Origin of the sequence: Prevotella sp. LCP21S3_D2 (assembly GCF_052118345.1) — a bacterium.
In the GTDB taxonomy this organism is placed as follows: Bacteria; Bacteroidota; Bacteroidia; order Bacteroidales; family Bacteroidaceae; genus Prevotella.
This window is the reverse complement of record NZ_JBQKHJ010000015.1, coordinates 1-16,600: the sequence shown is the minus strand read 5'-3', so window position 1 is coordinate 16,600 and position 16,600 is coordinate 1. Positions and strand designations below refer to the sequence as shown.

Annotated in this window: 15 protein-coding genes; 13 read left to right on the top strand and 2 right to left on the bottom strand. The window is 47.2% G+C overall.

Annotation, left to right across the window (positions count from 1 at the left end):
• Window positions 1–309: 309 nt before the first annotated feature.
• The 6 genes from ACTQ16_RS10390 to nqrF all read left to right on the top strand — a co-directional run bounded on the left by ACTQ16_RS10390 (window position 310) and on the right by nqrF (window position 6,265).
• Window positions 310–1,665 carry a Na(+)-translocating NADH-quinone reductase subunit A gene (locus ACTQ16_RS10390; RefSeq protein ID WP_294968191.1) on the top strand — a complete coding sequence of 452 codons (1,356 nt, stop codon included), beginning with the start codon at window positions 310–312 and terminating at the stop codon, window positions 1,663–1,665.
• Between the two features lie 27 nt (window positions 1,666–1,692).
• Entirely contained in the window at window positions 1,693–2,850 is a 1,158-nt protein-coding gene (locus ACTQ16_RS10385; protein ID WP_294968194.1) for an NADH:ubiquinone reductase (Na(+)-transporting) subunit B, read from the top strand.
• 18 nt (window positions 2,851–2,868) lie between these two features.
• Window positions 2,869–3,471 (top strand): FMN-binding protein, encoded by a 603-nt coding sequence (locus ACTQ16_RS10380; RefSeq protein WP_089542478.1) that lies wholly within the window; start codon window positions 2,869–2,871, stop codon window positions 3,469–3,471.
• Window positions 3,472–3,594: 123 nt separating this feature from the next.
• A complete protein-coding gene (locus tag ACTQ16_RS10375) occupies window positions 3,595–4,221 on the top strand; it encodes an NADH:ubiquinone reductase (Na(+)-transporting) subunit D (RefSeq protein ID WP_441932000.1) in 627 nt (208 codons plus the stop codon).
• Between the two features lies 1 nt (window position 4,222).
• Window positions 4,223–4,846 (top strand): NADH:ubiquinone reductase (Na(+)-transporting) subunit E, encoded by a 624-nt coding sequence (gene nqrE / locus ACTQ16_RS10370; protein WP_006848996.1) that lies wholly within the window; start codon window positions 4,223–4,225, stop codon window positions 4,844–4,846.
• A gap of 144 nt (window positions 4,847–4,990) precedes the next feature.
• Window positions 4,991–6,265 (top strand): NADH:ubiquinone reductase (Na(+)-transporting) subunit F, encoded by a 1,275-nt coding sequence (nqrF, locus tag ACTQ16_RS10365; RefSeq protein ID WP_089542481.1) that lies wholly within the window; start codon window positions 4,991–4,993, stop codon window positions 6,263–6,265.
• 411 nt (window positions 6,266–6,676) lie between these two features.
• Here the strand turns inward: nqrF and ACTQ16_RS10360 are convergent, their stop codons facing one another.
• Window positions 6,677–8,965 (bottom strand): NADP-dependent malic enzyme, encoded by a 2,289-nt coding sequence (locus ACTQ16_RS10360; protein WP_294968201.1) that lies wholly within the window; start codon window positions 8,963–8,965, stop codon window positions 6,677–6,679.
• A gap of 174 nt (window positions 8,966–9,139) precedes the next feature.
• On the opposite strand from ACTQ16_RS10360, the gene ACTQ16_RS10355 reads away from it, so the two are divergent.
• A complete protein-coding gene (locus tag ACTQ16_RS10355; protein WP_295346896.1) occupies window positions 9,140–9,760 on the top strand; it encodes a TetR/AcrR family transcriptional regulator in 621 nt (206 codons plus the stop codon).
• 67 nt (window positions 9,761–9,827) lie between these two features.
• On the opposite strand, the gene ACTQ16_RS10350 is transcribed toward ACTQ16_RS10355, so the two are convergent.
• On the bottom strand, window positions 9,828–10,802 hold the full coding sequence (locus ACTQ16_RS10350; protein WP_441937322.1) for a GNAT family N-acetyltransferase: 975 nt from the start codon (window positions 10,800–10,802) through the stop codon (window positions 9,828–9,830).
• A gap of 101 nt (window positions 10,803–10,903) precedes the next feature.
• Between ACTQ16_RS10350 and ACTQ16_RS10345 the strand changes: the two genes are divergently transcribed.
• The 6 genes from ACTQ16_RS10345 to hisS all read left to right on the top strand — a co-directional run bounded on the left by ACTQ16_RS10345 (window position 10,904) and on the right by hisS (window position 16,407).
• Window positions 10,904–11,737, top strand: a complete 834-nt coding sequence (locus tag ACTQ16_RS10345) for a Rossmann-like and DUF2520 domain-containing protein (RefSeq protein WP_441937320.1) — start codon at window positions 10,904–10,906, stop codon at window positions 11,735–11,737.
• Window positions 11,715–12,233: an HAD-IIIA family hydrolase gene (locus ACTQ16_RS10340; RefSeq protein ID WP_295346894.1), complete on the top strand. Its 519-nt coding sequence runs from the start codon at window positions 11,715–11,717 to the stop codon at window positions 12,231–12,233. Before ACTQ16_RS10345 ends, ACTQ16_RS10340 begins: the two co-directional genes overlap by 23 nt.
• Before the next feature lie 125 nt (window positions 12,234–12,358).
• The gene (locus ACTQ16_RS10335; protein ID WP_294967499.1) at window positions 12,359–13,003 is read left to right on the top strand and encodes a Maf-like protein; all 645 of its coding nucleotides are present in this window, start codon (window positions 12,359–12,361) and stop codon (window positions 13,001–13,003) included.
• 165 nt (window positions 13,004–13,168) lie between these two features.
• Window positions 13,169–13,648 (top strand): Fur family transcriptional regulator, encoded by a 480-nt coding sequence (locus ACTQ16_RS10330; RefSeq protein ID WP_217759839.1) that lies wholly within the window; start codon window positions 13,169–13,171, stop codon window positions 13,646–13,648.
• 17 nt (window positions 13,649–13,665) lie between these two features.
• Complete coding sequence (locus tag ACTQ16_RS10325; protein WP_294967501.1) at window positions 13,666–14,940, top strand: adenylosuccinate synthase; 1,275 nt, start codon at window positions 13,666–13,668, stop codon at window positions 14,938–14,940.
• A gap of 102 nt (window positions 14,941–15,042) precedes the next feature.
• On the top strand, window positions 15,043–16,407 hold the full coding sequence (gene hisS, locus ACTQ16_RS10320) for a histidine--tRNA ligase (RefSeq protein ID WP_441937318.1): 1,365 nt from the start codon (window positions 15,043–15,045) through the stop codon (window positions 16,405–16,407).
• The last annotated feature ends 193 nt before the right edge of the window (window positions 16,408–16,600 follow it).

The window sequence follows — 16,600 nt, the reverse complement described above, 5'->3', positions numbered from 1 at the left end:
ATAAATCTTAATTAATGTTGAGCTACTGACTCATTTTTGTAAACTGCAAGTGTCAATTTCTCTTTTGCTTATTGCATAATCATTAAATTTTAGTGCAAAAGTACTCTATTTTTAGCGAATATTCGAATAATTCGCAGATTTTTCTTCCATATCTCACAAATTTTCACTATTTTTGCACCAATATTTGAATGTTTTGACTAATTTATAGAAGAAAAATAACGGCAACTTTAGAATGAAGTTTCTGAAATAATATGTAGAAAACGGTTTAGAATTAGAATATAAAGTATTTTTATAAATTTAAATGTAGTTATGGCAAATGTAATTAAGTTACGTAAAGGCTTGGACATAAACCTTACGGGTAAGGCTTCCAAGGATGTAACTGTTCCTGTGGCTCAGGCTAGCGAATATGCGCTGGTACCTGCTGCTTTCGAGGGCGTTACTCCTAAGGTTGTCGTACGCGAAGGTGACCATGTCAACGCCGGAGACGCCTTGTTTGTGAACAAGGCTTGCCCAGAGGTGAAGTTTGCCTCACCAGTGAGCGGTGAAGTCACTGCCATTGAGCGAGGTGAGCGCCGCAAGGTGCTATGCGTAAAGGTGAAAGCCGACGCTGTGCAGACCTCTACGGATTTTGGTGCTAAGAATGTGGATGCATTGGATGGCGAAGCTGTTAAGCAGGCATTGCTTGAGGCTGGTCTGTTCGGTTACATCAACCAGTTGCCTTATGCTGTGTCAACCACACCTGGTACAGAGCCTAAGGCGATTTTCGTGTCTGCACTTCGAGACATGCCTTTGGCTTCCGACTTTGAGGTGGAACTCGCTGGCAACGAGGATGCTTTCCAGGCAGGTTTGACAGCCTTGAGCAAGATTGCGAAAACTTATCTCGGTATTGGTGCTCAGCAGCAGAGTGCTGCTTTGACTGGCGCCAAGAATGTAGAGGTGAATGTGTTTGATGGTCCTTGTCCTGCAGGTAATGTGGGTGTTCAGGTGAACAACATCGATCCTGTTAATAAGGGTGAGGTGGTTTGGACCGTTGATCCTGCATCAGTTATTTTCTTTGGTCGTTTGTTCCTTACTGGCAAGGTTAACCTTCACAAGGTGGTTGCTGTTGCTGGTAGCGAAATGAAGAAACCGGGTTATGCTGATGTTTTGGTTGGTACACCGCTGAGTACTTTTGTTGGTAATCAGTTGAAGGCTACAGAACATGTACGTCTTATCAATGGTAATCCATTGACCGGTACCAAGACCACCGTGGCAGATTTTGTAGGCGGACACACATCAGAGATCACAGCCATCCCAGAGGGTGACGACTGCGACGAGATGCTGGGCTGGATTCTTCCACGCACCAACCAGTTCTCTACATCGCGTTCTTATCTCTCCTGGCTCTTCGGCAAGAAGAAGGAGTACAATCTCGATGCCCGCATCAAGGGTGGCGAGCGCCATATGATTATGAGCGGCGAGTACGACCAGGTTCTCCCTATGGACATCTTCGGTGAGTATCTCATCAAGGCAATCATCGCAGGCGATATCGACAAGCAGGAGCAGCTCGGTATCTACGAGATTAGTCCTGAGGACTTTGCGGTAGCTGAGTTCGTGGATAGCTCTAAGCTCGAATTGCAGAAGATAGTACGTGAGGGCTTGAACACCCTGCGCAAGGAGAATGCTTAGTTTTTAGTACTGTTAATTATTAAAATAATGAGTGCATTAAGAAATTATCTCAATAAGATAAAGCCTAACTTCCAAGAGGGAGGTAAGCTGCATGCCTTCGAGAGCGTGTTTGACGGTTTTGAGAGCTTCCTGTACGTGCCAAATACGACAGCGAAGAGCGGAGCCAGCATCCACGATTCACTCGACTCGAAGCGCATCATGAGCTTTGTGGTAATCGCCCTGATTCCTGCTTTGCTCTTCGGTATGTATAATGTGGGATACCAGAATTTCAAGGCTGCAGGTACACTGGATGCTACCAGCTTCATCGAGGTCTTCGGCTTCGGATTCCTGGCTGTCCTTCCTAAGTTGCTGGTTAGCTACATCGTGGGTCTCGGCATCGAGTTTGCCTGGGCTCAGTGGAAGCATGAGGAAATCCAGGAGGGTTACCTCGTCAGCGGTATCATCATCCCATTGATCATTCCTATCTCTACACCGCTGTGGATGCTCGCTCTGGCGTGCGCCTTCGCAGTCATCTTCTGCAAGGAAATCTTCGGTGGTACAGGTATGAACATCTTCAATGTGGCTGTGGGTGCCCGTATGTTCCTCTTCTTCTCATATCCATTGGCTATGAGTGGTGATAAGGTCTGGGTGGCTAAGGATGCTATCTTCGGTTTGGGTAACACCCTGCCTGATGGCTTTACTGCTGCTACTCCTCTCGGTCAGCTGGCTCAGGGCAGCATGCCTTCAGCTAGTCTCTGCGATTCTATCATCGGTTTCATTCCTGGCTGTATCGGTGAGACTTCAGTCATCGCCATCGCCATCGGTGCCATCATCCTTCTCTGGACAGGCATCGCATCATGGAAGACCATGGGCAGCGTATTCGCAGGCGGCATCGTGATGGCGCTTATCTTCCAGGCTCTCGGTATGACACCTATCGCTTGGTATGAGCACATCGTGCTGGGTGGTTTCTGCTTCGGTGCCGTGTTCATGGCTACCGACCCTGTAACCTCTGCCCGTACAGAGAAAGGTAAGTACTTCTACGGATTCTTCATCGGTGCCATCGCCGTTATCGTACGTGTGATGAACCCAGGTTATCCAGAGGGTATGATGCTCGCTATCTTCTTCGGCAACATGTTTGCTCCACTCATCGACTACTGTGTAGTTCAGAGCAACATCTCTCGCCGTGCTAAACGTGCTATTAAATAATGTAGGAGGAATGTAGATATGAAGACAAATTCAAATAGCTATACTATTATCTATTCGGTTATCATCGTGGTAATCGTGGCATTCCTGCTCGCGTTCGTGTCTTCTTCGCTGAAGGCAACACAGGATGCCAACGTGGCTCTTGATACTCAGAAGCAGATTCTGAACTCCCTCAACCTGCGCGACCTTGACAACGCTACTGCGGCTGCCAAATATAAAGAGGTGGTGAAGGACGAGAAGGAGAAGGACGGCATGAAGTATTACGAGTGCGAGATTGATGGTCAGAAGAAGACCGTATATTCCGTGAAGGGTATGGGTCTTTGGGGTGGCATTTCAGGCTTCATCGCCGTTGATGCCGACAACAACACCATCTATGGCGTATATTTCAACCACGAAGGCGAGACAGCCGGACTGGGTGCTGAAATCAAGGACAACCTGAAGTGGCAGCAGAAGTTCCAGGGCAAGAAGATTCACAAGGATGGAGTAGAGGGCATCGCTCTGGGCGTTGAGAAAGACGCTCCTGCCGGCGACCCAAACAATGTGGATGCCGTTACCGGTGCTACATTGACATCCGACGGTGTGGATGCCATGCTCAAGGAAGGTCTTGCTAAATTCATTAAATAACATTGAACGTTGAACATTGAAATTTGAACTTTATGATTAGCTTTCGAGCTTAGATGAAGTTTAGAGAAATATATACATATCATAAAGTTCAATGTTCAAAATTCAAAATTCAAAGTAAATAATATGGCATTATTTAGTAAACAAAATAAGGAGGCATTCATCAAGCCACTGAACGGCGACAACCCTGTCCTCGTCCAGGTGCTTGGTATCTGTAGTGCCCTGGCTGTTACTTCCCAGCTGAAGCCAGCCATTGTGATGGGACTTGCCGTTACTATCATCACGGCATTCTCTAACGTGATTATTTCCATCATCCGCAACACCATCCCTCAGCGCATCCGTATCATCGTCCAGCTGGTGGTCGTTGCAGCCCTGGTTACCATCGTGAGCCAGGTGTTGAAGGCTTTTGCCTACGACGTGAGCGTGCAGCTCTCAGTGTATGTGGGTCTGATCATCACCAACTGTATCCTGATGGGTCGTTTGGAGGCATTCGCCATGATGAACAAGCCTTGGCCTTCATTCCTCGATGGTGTAGGTAATGGTTTGGGTTACGCCCTCATCCTCGTGATTGTGGGTGCAGTGCGTGAGTTTTTGGGCCGTGGTTCTCTGCTCGGTTTCCAGCTGATTCCAGAGGGAGCTTACAGCTTTGGATATGTTAACAACGGTATGATGACCATGCCAGCCATGGCATTGATCCTCGTTGGATGTGTAATCTGGGTACATCGTGCCTATATTTATAAGGAGGAGAAGTAAGATGGAGCACGCAATAAGTTTGTTTTTCCGTTCGATTTTCGTCGATAACATGATCTTCGCCTACTTCCTGGGTATGTGTTCATACTTGGCTGTATCCAAGAACGTGAAGACCTCTTTGGGCTTGGGCTTGGCAGTAACCTTCGTGTTGCTCATCACCGTGCCTGTAGATTACCTGTTGCAGACCAAGGTGCTCAGCGCCGATGGCATTCTGGGTGTTGACCTCACTTACCTGAGCTTCATCCTCTTCATCGCCGTCATCGCCGGCATCGTGCAGCTGGTAGAGATGATTGTAGAGAAGTTCTCACCATCGCTCTATGCAGCGCTGGGTATCTTCCTGCCATTGATTGCCGTAAACTGTGCCATCATGGGTGCATCGCTCTTCATGCAGCAGCGCATCCTGATGGAGCCTACCAATACTCAGGCTATCACCTCTGTATGGGATAGCATCGTTTATGCCGTAGGTTCCGGTTTGGGTTGGACTCTCGCCATCGTTCTGATGGGAGCCATCCGCGAGAAGATGCAGTATTGCGACGTGCCAAAGCCACTGCAGGGACTCGGCATCACATTTATCACAGTAGGCCTCATGGCAATGGCTATGCTTTGCTTCTCAGGCTTGAAAATTTAATAACATTGAACATTGAACTTTGAAATTTGAACTTTATGATTACCTTTTCTTATCTCTCATATACGAGCTGAGATGGGTATAGGTTCAATACAAAGCATATCATAAAGTTCAATGTTCAAAGTTCAAATTTCAAAGTATAAAAATATGGGTAATACATCATTTATATTGGCTAGTATCGGAGTTTTCCTCGTGGTGATTCTCCTGCTAGTTATCATCCTGCTCGTGGCTAAGAAGTATCTGAGCCCTAGCGGAAATGTAAATATCGAAATCAATGGCGACAAGACCATCAACGTGCCTCAGGGCAGCAGTTTGATGACTACGCTGAATGAGAACGGCATCTTCCTGCCTTCTGCCTGCGGCGGTAAGGCAAGCTGTGGCCAGTGTAAGGTTCAGGTGCTCGAGGGCGGCGGCGAGATTCTCGATTCCGAGAAGCCTCACTTCACCCGCAAGCAGATTAAGGACCACTGGCGTCTGGGATGCCAGTGCAAGGTGAAGGGCGACCTGAAGATCAAGGTGCCTGAGAGCGTGATGGGCGTGAAAGAGTGGGAGTGCGAGGTTATCTCCAACAAGAACGTTTCATCATTTATCAAGGAGTTCAAGGTGGCTCTGCCTCCAGGCGAGCACATGGACTTCGTTCCGGGTTCTTACGCTCAGATCAAGATTCCTGCATACGACTGCATCGATTACGACAAGGACTTCGACAAGGATCTCATTGGCGAGGAGTACATCGGAGCATGGAAGAAGTTCAATATCTTCTCTCTCAAGGCTCACAATCCAGAGCCTACCGTTCGTGCTTACTCTATGGCGAACTATCCAGACGAGGGTGATATCATCACTCTTACTGTCCGTATCGCCACAACTCCATTCTTGCCACGTCCACAGGTAGGATTCCAGAACGTACCTACAGGTATCGCTTCTTCTTACATCTTCTCTCTGAAACCAGGCGACAAGGTAATGATGAGTGGTCCTTACGGCGACTTCCATCCTAATTTCACATCAGGCAAGGAGATGATCTGGATTGGTGGTGGTGCCGGTATGGCTCCATTGCGTGCTCAGATCATGCACATGACCAAGACCCTGCACACCACAGATCGTGAGCTTCACTTCTTCTACGGAGCGCGTGCATTGGGTGAGGCATTCTTCCTTGAGGACTTCTGGGAGCTTGAGAAGGAATTCCCTAACTTCCACTTCCATCTTTCATTGGACCGCAAGGACCCAGTGGCAGATGCTCAGGGCGTGAAGTACTACGAGGGCTTTGCTGTTAACTGCATCCGTGATACCTACTTGAAGGATCACGAGGCACCAGAGGATTGCGAGTACTATCTCTGCGGACCTCCAATGCTGATCAAGACCGTTACAGATTATCTGGATTCTCTGGGAGTTGATCCTGAGAGCATCATGTATGATAACTTCGGATAATCTGAAAGGTTCAGATATAAAATATAAGGCTGCAATGTGATGAACATTGCAGCCTTTATTTGTTTATGTCATATTGCGATCGTCTTCATTTTTGGGCATAAAAAAAGCGATGACCTTCACAGGCTACCGCTCCAAATCTTCAATAGGTATTAGTTTTCCTTAAGGTAAAAAGATTGTTTTCAGGATAACTGCTGCAAAGGTATACATTTTTTTTAATATTACCAAATTATTTGAGCAGTATTTTATAAAGGAATGTGGCGTGTGGGGACACAATAATGTTTATTAAAATTCTTTAACTAAAAACTGATAAAAGATAATAAAAAAAAGGCCGAAACATCACGTCCCAGCCCAGTTGTTGTACTCTCTAAAAATCATTTCGCTAGATGTAAAGAGAATACGGAAAAAATCCTTTTATTTCTGTTTCTTAATCTTTTCTACGTAAGCATCGATCACTGCTACTGCAGTAATGTTAACGATGTCCTGAACGCTGCTCTCAGAATCGGTGAAGTGGATAGGCTTGTTAAGACCCATCTGGATAGGACCGATGATTTCAGCCTCAGGATTCAATGCCTGGAGGAGCTTGTAAGCACCGTTGGCACTGCTCAGGTTAGGGAATACCAATGTGTTGACATCCTTGCCCTTGAGACGAGAGAATGGATACTTCTCATCGCGGAGATCCTTGTTGAGAGCGTAGTTCACCTGCATCTCACCGTCAATGGCAAGTTCAGGGAATTCCTTCTGCATTTCAGCAACAGCCTTCTTTACCTTGACAGGAGAACCTACGTTGTCGGTACCGAAGTTAGAGTAGCTCAACATGGCCATGATAGGCTCCTCGTTGAAGAACTTCACTGTTCCGGCAGACAACTTGGCGATGTCGGTCAGGACATCCTCGTCAGGGTGACGGTTAATCAATGTATCTGCAATGTAGTATACGCCCTTCTGGGTGTTGAGGATGTGCATGGTACCGAATGTCTTGTATTCGTCACGGATACCGATAACGTCCTTAGCCACCTTGATGGTATTGCTGTATTTAGTATAGAGACCAGTGATGAAAGCATCAGCATCACCCTGCTCAACCATAGACATTCCGAAGTAGTTGCGCTCATACATCTTGTCGTAAGCCTCTTCGAAGCTGTAGCCCTCACGAGCACGCTTCTCAGCCAGGTGCTTGGCGAACTTGGCACGGCGACCCTGCTCTTTGTCTGCACGCATATCTACGATTTCGATGTCAGAGAGGTCGAGCTTCAGGCGGTTAGCCACACGGTTCAGACGATCTGGGTTACCCAACAGGATAGGCTGGCAGATACCCTCGCTCTTAGCCTGCACGGCAGCCTTCAGCATGGTAGGGTTACCGCCCTCTGCGAATACTACGCGCTGTGGGTGAAGGCGAGCTGTGTCGTGGAGCTTGCGGGTAAGCTTGGTCTCCTGACCGAGCAACTGGCGCAACTGCTGCTTGTACTGCTCCCAGTCTGTGATAGGAGTACGTGCAACGCCACTGTCCATAGCAGCCTTGGCTACTGCTGCAGAAACCTCAGTAATCAAACGTGGGTCAACTGGCTTTGGAATGAAGTACTTAGGACCGAATGAAAGGTCGTTTACGTGGTAAACATCATTCACTACATCAGGTACAGGCTGCTTTGCCAAATCAGCGATAGCATGAACGGCAGCCATCTTCATCTCTTCGTTGATGGCGCGTGCGTGAACGTCGAGCGCACCACGGAAGATGTATGGGAAACCAATTACATTATTAATCTGGTTAGGATAGTCTGAACGGCCGGTAGACATCAGTACGTCTGGGCGGCTAGCCATGGCATCCTCGTAGCTGATTTCAGGAACAGGGTTAGCCAAGGCGAATACTACAGGACTGTCAGCCATAGAGCGAACCATATCCTGAGTCAGTACATTGCCCTTGCTCAATCCAACGAATACGTCAGCACCCTTTACAGCCTCTTCCAGGGTATGGATGTCGCGGCGGTCGGTAGCAAACATCTTCTTCTGCTCGGTCAGGTTCTCACGGTCGCTTGTGATAACGCCCTTAGAGTCGAGCATCACGATGTTCTTGATCTGTGCACCGAGAGCAACATAGAGTTTTGTACAGCTGATAGCAGCAGCACCTGCACCGTTTACGACGATCTTTACGTTCTTGATGTCCTTGCCGGCCACTTCGAGAGCGTTCTTCAAACCGGCAGCAGAGATGATTGCAGTACCGTGCTGGTCATCGTGCATGACAGGGATGTCAAGGTTCTTCTTCAGGCGCTCCTCTATATAGAAGCACTGAGGTGCCTTGATGTCCTCCAGGTTGATACCACCAAATGTAGGAGCAATACGTTCTACGGTTTCGCAGAATTTCTCAGGGTCTTTTTCAGCCACTTCGATATCGAAAACGTCGATGCCGCCATAAATCTTGAAAAGCAATCCCTTGCCTTCCATAACTGGCTTTCCGCTCATGGCGCCAATGTCGCCGAGACCGAGCACGGCAGTTCCGTTACTAATTACTGCTACCAAGTTACCCTTGTCAGTATACTTGTATGCGTCATCTGGGTTTTGCTGAATCTCGAGGCAAGGGAATGCTACGCCTGGAGAGTAAGCAAGGCTCAGGTCTGTCTGTGTGTGGTAAGGTTTTGTTGGCTTTACCTCAATCTTACCAGGACGGCCATTCTCATGATACAGAAGAGCCGCCTCTTTTGTGATTTTTACCATAATAATATATTGGTTTGAAGTTTTATTTTCTTACAGATTCGTGCTTTTAAGCAGCGATTTCTAAAAGTTTTTGCAAAGGTAATAAAAAACTTAGTAAAAACGAATGGTTTTTTATTTTTTTTTGTATCTTTGCACAAAAATAAGTCCACAAAGCATATAAATTGACATATAGATATGGCAGAAATTAATCAATACAGACAAGAGCTGAGAAATAAAATCATAGACTATGCCATGGCTGAGTTTTACAAACGAGGCGTAAAAGCGGTTAAGATGGATGAAATCTCTCGCGGACTTCATGTATCTAAGCGCACTGTTTATGAAATATTCGGTGACAAGGAGGAGCTTCTTCTTGCCGGCATGAAGATGCAGCAGGCGAAAGAACTGCAGTCGCTGGAAGAGTTTGCCAATACGCAAGCCCGCAATGTGATTGATATCATCAGTTATGTGTATAAGCTGCAGATGCGTCGCAATGAGCAGGTGGGAGTGGTTTTCTATGAGGAGATCCATAAGATTCCCCGTGTTGTGGAATTCATGCGCGAGTATCATTCTAAGGAGTGTGAGGAGAGAAGCAAGTTTTTTGCTGCAGGTGTGAAGGAGGGACTGTTCCGCCCTAATCTCAATTATGAGGTGTTGTCTGAAGTGGGGCATGTTACCATGGAAGAAATCATGCACCGTCAGCTTTATCGCACTTATTCGATGCAGGAACTTTTTGATAATTATGTGCTTACGGTTATCAGGGGCTTCTGTACCGAGCGTGGACTCATGGCGCTGGATAGGGCTTTGGCTGGTCTGTAAAGCTGCAGCCCCTCTAGGGGCTTCCTCAAACTTCCCTTAACTTCCCCCTATGCGAAAGCCCAGTCTATTACTGTTTGTAAATCCAATATAAAATTTTGTTGATGATTCGGGTATAGAATCTGAACCATCTGTAGCTTGTTACGGGTTTGCCACCGAAGTTGAGGAGGAATTCCCTGTATAGATTCTGCTTCCAGGGTAAACCCGCATCCATGAAGCGGAAATGGGCGTAGCCGTGCTCATGGGCATACTTCAGGGCATACCAGATGGTCATGGCTTCTGGATGCAGATGGAGGCGGCTCTTGCGCTTGCCCACTGCATAAAGAAGGTAGGCATTGCCCTGGAAGAAGACGCAGGCACAGCCTCCTATCACTTTCCCCTTGTATGTGGTAACGAAGATTCTGCTCTCGGGGTTTCCTGCAAAGTGCATGAAAAACTCCTTAGCTGGGACGAATCTTCTCTGCTTTAACCGATAGAAATTCTTGAGCATCCGGTAGAAGAGGGCGATGTCCTGAGCCGATGTGGCTTCGTGGTTTTCCACTCCCTTTGCCGTCATGCGCTCTACTATGTTTGCCATCTTGGCAGAGAGTCTGCTTTCCGGTGCCTTGCTGTGGAGCGAATGGTGTATTTCCTGCCAGGCGATAGGGAAGTAGCCCAGTCTACGGAAGAAGCGATAGCCGAACATTTTCTTCTTCATGTCCGAAAATTCGATGTAGAAGCAGAGGCGGTGGCGAAGCTTCAGGGTGATGGCCTTCAGCAGCAGTGGAAAGAGGGTTTCTGTCTCTGTCTCGTCCGCATAGCATCCTTCCCCATGCGCATGTGCGTGCGTATATAAATAAGGTGGAAAGAGCGAACCTCGTCTGCGTACGATGACGAGCAGCTGTCCTCTTACTTCGCCGTCTCTGGTTGCTACGGCCATGTAAGGGGTGTCTTTGGGTGTCTGTTCCTCTATCAGGAACAGTGTTTTGCTGTGAAAGAAGTTGCCTTCCAGGAGTTCGGGCAACTCATTGCTTTCTGTATATATCCTGATGCTGAAATCATTCATATCTTTCTCTTTCTGCTGTTTTATGCAAAAATAATAAATTAATCATAAAAATGCAAGTCTTTTATCAAAAGTATGACTTATTTTTAGTATTTTTGCACATTATGAAGATAATTATGATAGGTGCTGGCAATTTAGCCACCAGTTTGGCTGTGGCTTTAACCGATGCCGGTCACGATATTTTACAGGTTTATAGTAGGACGATGCAATCGGCGCAGACTTTGGCAACGATTGCAGGCGGGGCTGCTGTCACCGATATTTTCCAGGTGAGAGCCGATGCTGATGTCTATATACTTTCCGTGAAGGACGATGCGCTTCCAGTGCTTATTCCTCAGCTTTGCAGGGGCAGGGAAGACAAGCTGTTCCTTCATACCGCAGGTTCTGTTTCCATAGATGTTTTCCAGGGTATGGCCCGCCATTACGGTGTGTTTTATCCTATGCAGACGTTCTCCAGGCAGAAGCGTGTCTCCTTCGAAGAGATTCCTTGTTTTATAGAGGGTTCGGGCGAAGAGGAGACAGATGCCATCGAGGCGTTGGCTTCTCAGTTGAGCCATCGGGTTTACCGTTTGTCGAGTGAGGCTCGCAAGTATCTGCATCTCTCTGCCGTCTTTGCCTGCAATTTTGTGAATCATTGTTATGCCATCAGTGCCGAGCTTCTTGAGAAGCATGGTATTCCGTTCGATGTGATGCTTCCGCTGATTGACGAGACGGCAGCCAAGGTGCATCAGATGTTACCGAAGGATGCGCAGACCGGTCCGGCGGTAAGATATGATGAGAATGTAATCAGGGCGCAGAGTCAGCTTCTCAAGAATAATCCGCTGGTGAAGGATATCTATGACAGAATGAGCATGAATATCCACCGTTTAAGTGAAGAGTTCAATAGCTTTACTAATCATAAAGTTCCAAGTTCAAAGTATGATAAATTACGATTTAGATAAGATAAAGGCCGTTATTTTTGATGTGGATGGCGTGTTGTCTAGACAGACCATTACGCTGGCCAGTTCTGGCGAACCGCTTCGCACGGTTAACATCAAGGACGGCTATGCCATTCAGTTGGCACAGAAGATGGGATTGCGCATAGCCATTCTCACGGGTGGTACCACCGAGGCGATACGCAAGCGTTATGAAGGTTTGGGCTTAGAGGATATTTTCATGGGATGTGCCGTGAAGATTCATACCTACGATGAGTTCCTGGTGAAGTATCAGCTTTCGGATGAGGAGATTATCTATGTAGGAGATGATATTCCTGATTATGAGGTCATGCGCCGTTGCGGATGTCCATGTTGTCCTGCTGATGCCTGTTCGGATATCAAGTCTATTTCCCGCTACATCTCTTCAGCCAATGGTGGCGAAGGAGTGGGCAGGGATATTGTAGAGCAGGTGCTTCGTGCCAAGGGCCATTGGCTTTCCAGCGCCAAGGCCTTTGGGTGGTAATGTAAGTGAAGAGGGCATTTAAGTGAAGAAACAACGTTCGGCGGCCGAAAGGGAAAGCCAATTCAATAGCTTTACTAATCATAAAGTTCAAAGTTCCAAGTTCAAAGTTCCAAGTTCAAAGTAAGATGAATTATAAGATCATTTTGGCGAGTAATTCGCCACGCCGCAGGGAACTGCTGGCCGGATTGGATATTCCTTTCGAGGTAAAGGTTATCAAGGGCATTGATGAGAGCTATCCTGAATCTCTTGATGCCTATGAGGTGGCAGAATATATTTCCAGTAAGAAGGCAGAGGCTTATCGGAGCCTTCTGGATGAAGAACCTTCTGGAAAAGCTTCAGAAGAACAGGGTGAGGATGCAGCCCAGACGCTCATTCTTACTTCTGATACCGTTGTGATTGCCCCAACTGCTGACGAGCAGAACGATCAGGAGGGAAAGGGCGTAATTCTCGGAAAACCGAAGGATGAGGAGGATGCCGTGCGCATGCTACGGATGCTGAGCGGCAAGACCCATCATGTGGTAACGGGCGTATGTCTGACTACCCGCAGTCAGCAGCGCCATTTCTCGGTTACTACCGAGGTAACGTTCAAGCAGCTCAGTGATGCAGAAATCAGATATTACATCTCGCATTACAAGCCTTTCGACAAGGCAGGAGCCTATGGCATTCAGGAATGGATTGGCTATATCGGATGCACTGGATTGAAGGGCAGCTATTTCAATGTAATGGGCCTTCCCGTACAGCGCATCTATGAAGAAATAGCCAGGATGTAATACGTATGATTGTAAGCGGATTTGTCGCTGAAATCGCCGGAATGAAAGCTGAAAAGGCGCAAAAGCGAAAGAATGTACGGCAATTTAGATTTTTTAAAATTTGATTTTTCCTCATATCATAAATTATGACTATCTTTGTGCGTTTTATGTAACTAACGAAGAAATATGAGTGAAAAAATGAAAGCCCAGGCAAGAGAAATCCTGGACCAGTATCTGGAGTCAAACCTGCATCGTAAGACCCCGGAAAGATATGCCATCCTTGATGCTGTCTTCAGCATGAGAGGACATTTTACATTAGAGGAGCTGGGTGCTGCTCTGGAAAGGAAGAATTTCAGAGTGAGCAGAGCCACGCTCTATAATACCATCCATCTCTTCCTGGAGTTGAGATTGGTGGTGAGACATAGTCTGGTGGATGGAACCAAGTACGAGGCCAGTTCCAGCAACGAGAACCACGTGCATCAGGTATGCACCGTATGCGGAAGAGTTACTGAGGTGCAGGCACCCCTGGTGACGGCAGCCATCAACGAGACCAGATTGCAGCGGTTCCGCAAGGACGCCTTCGTGCTCTACATCTATGGTGTATGCAGCATCTGTCAGGCAAAGATTACGCGACTCCGCAACAACAAGAACGAAAAGTCTAAATAATTTTATATTAAAATAAAATGAACACAGGTAAAGTAGATGTCCTACTGGGTTTGCAGTGGGGCGATGAAGGTAAAGGTAAGGTGGTTGACGTGTTGACCCCTAAGTATGATGTCATTGCTCGTTTCCAGGGTGGTCCTAACGCAGGTCATACCCTCGAGTTCGAAGGCGAGAAGTATGTGCTCCGCTCTATCCCTTCTGGTATTTTCCAGGGTGGTAAGGTGAACATCATTGGTAATGGCGTAGTCTTGGCTCCAGACCTCTTCATGGGTGAAGCTAAGGATTTGGAGAAGAGCGGTCACGACCTCAAGAGTCGTCTCTTCATCTCGAAGAAGGCTCATCTCATCATGCCTACTCATCGTGTGCTCGATGCTGCTATCGAGGCTTCTAAGGGTAAGAACAAGGTGGGTACTACCGGTAAGGGTATCGGTCCTACTTATACAGATAAGGTGAGCCGTACCGGTCTCCGTGTAGGCGATATCCTCGACAATTTCGAGGAGAAGTATGCTGCTCATAAGGCTGCTCATCTCAAGACCATCGCAAGCCTCGGTTATACCGACTTCGATATCACAGAGGTTGAGAAGACCTGGATGGAGGGCATTGAATACTTGAAGCAGTTCAAGCTCATCGATAGCGAGGTGGAAATCAACAAGGTGCTTCGTTCCGGCAAGGATATCCTCTGCGAGGGTGCTCAGGGTACTATGCTCGATGTTGACTTCGGTTCTTATCCTTTCGTTACTTCTTCCAATACCATCTGTGCTGGTGCCTGCATCGGTCTGGGTATCGGTCCTAACCGCATCGGCAATGTCTATGGTATCATGAAGGCTTATTGTACTCGTGTTGGTGCAGGTCCATTCCCTACAGAGCTCTTCGACGAGACAGGTGCCAAGATCCGTGACCTCGGTCATGAGTATGGTGCTGTTACCGGACGTGAGCGTCGTTGCGGCTGGTGCGACCTCGTACAGCTCAAGTATTCTGTGATGGTGAACGGTGTTACCGAGCTCATCATGATGAAGAGCGACGTGCTCGATGGCTTCGATACTATCAAGGCCTGCGTGGCATATAAGTTGAAGGACGGTTCTGTTACCACCGATTTCCCATACGAAATCGATGATGTAGAGCCTGTATACAAGGAGTTCAAGGGCTGGAAGACAGATATGACCCAGTTCACTTCTGAGAATCAGTTCCCACAGGAGTTCAAGGACTACATTGCATTCGTAGAGGAGTTCCTCGAGACCAAGATTGGCATCATCTCAATCGGTCCAGACCGTGCTCAGACTATTGTACGTAAATAATCAAGATTTAAAAATAAAAGAATAAGAATTAAGAATGGATTCATGTTTCAGACCATGAATTTCATTCTTAATTCTTAATTATACATTATTAATTAATACAACATGGCTCAGAAACCAAGTATACCAAAGGGCACGAGAGATTTTGGTCCTGTAGAGATGGCGAAGCGCAATTACATCTTCAATACCATCAAGGACGTATATGCCCTTTACGGATTCCAGCAGATTGAGACTCCTGCCATGGAGACCCTTCAGACATTGATGGGAAAATATGGCGAGGAGGGCGACAAGCTGCTCTTTAAGATTTTGAATTCAGGAGACTATATGAATAAGGTGAGCGATGAGGACATTCATTCGCTCGGATCGCTCAAGTTGGCTGCCAAGCTCTGCGAAAAGGGACTTCGCTACGACTTGACTGTACCTTTTGCCCGTTACGTAGTCCAGCATCGTGAAGAACTCCAGATGCCTTTCAAGCGCTATCAGATTCAGCCTGTATGGCGTGCTGACCGCCCTCAGAAGGGTCGTTACCGTGAGTTCTATCAGTGTGATGCCGATGTGGTTGGCTCTGATTCTCTTCTCAACGAGGTAGAGCTGATGCAGATTGTGGATACCGTCTTCACCAAGTTTGGCGTGCGCGTATGCATCAAGATCAACAACCGCAAGATTCTGACTGGTATCGCTGAGGTTATCGGCGAGGCAGAGAAGATTGTAGACATCACCGTGGCTATCGACAAGCTCGACAAGATTGGTCTCGACAATGTAAACGAGGAACTTCGTCAGGATGGTATCTCTGAAGAAGCGATAGAGAAGTTGCAGCCAATCATCTCTCTGTCAGGCACAAACGATGAGAAGCTTGAAGTAATTTCTAATGTTCTCGAAGGCTCGGAGGTGGGCTTGAAGGGAGTAGAGGAAACCAAGTTTATCCTCGATACCTTGAAGGCTGTAGGTCTGAAGAACGAGATAGAACTCGACCTTACCCTGGCTCGTGGCTTGAACTATTATACTGGAGCCATCTTCGAGGTGAAGGCGCTCGATACTCCTATGGGCAGTATCACCGGTGGTGGCCGTTATGACAACCTTACCGGCATCTTCGGTCTTCCAGGCTTGAGTGGTGTAGGTATCAGTTTCGGTGCCGACCGCATCTATGATGTGCTGAATGCCCTCGATCTCTATCCTAAGGAGGCGGTGAATACCACCCAGGTGCTCTTCATCAATTTCGGTGAGAAGGAGACTGCCTACTGCCTGCCTGTCATCAGTGCAGCCCGTGCAGCCGGTATCCGTACAGAGATTTTCCCTGATAAGGCGAAGATGAAGAAGCAGATGAGCTATGCCAATGCCAAGAACATTCCGTTTGTGGTGCTTGCAGGCGAAAACGAGATGGCTCAGGGCAAGGTTACATTGAAGAATATGGAAAGCGGTGAACAGACCCTGGTTTCTACCGAGGAGCTGATTGCTGCTGTAAAGAAATAAGAATTTAGTTGTTTATATATAGGTCTCGTCCTCTCATGCTGATGTATGTGAATATATGGTATGGCAGGGCGAGTTTTTTTATTCTCCTAAAATCCGCAACTATCATCCAATACACGATTAAGGGTAGATTTATGAGTCGTTAGTAGCAGCTTTCAGTAAAAAGCAACAGCACAACATCAATATGTAGCCACCA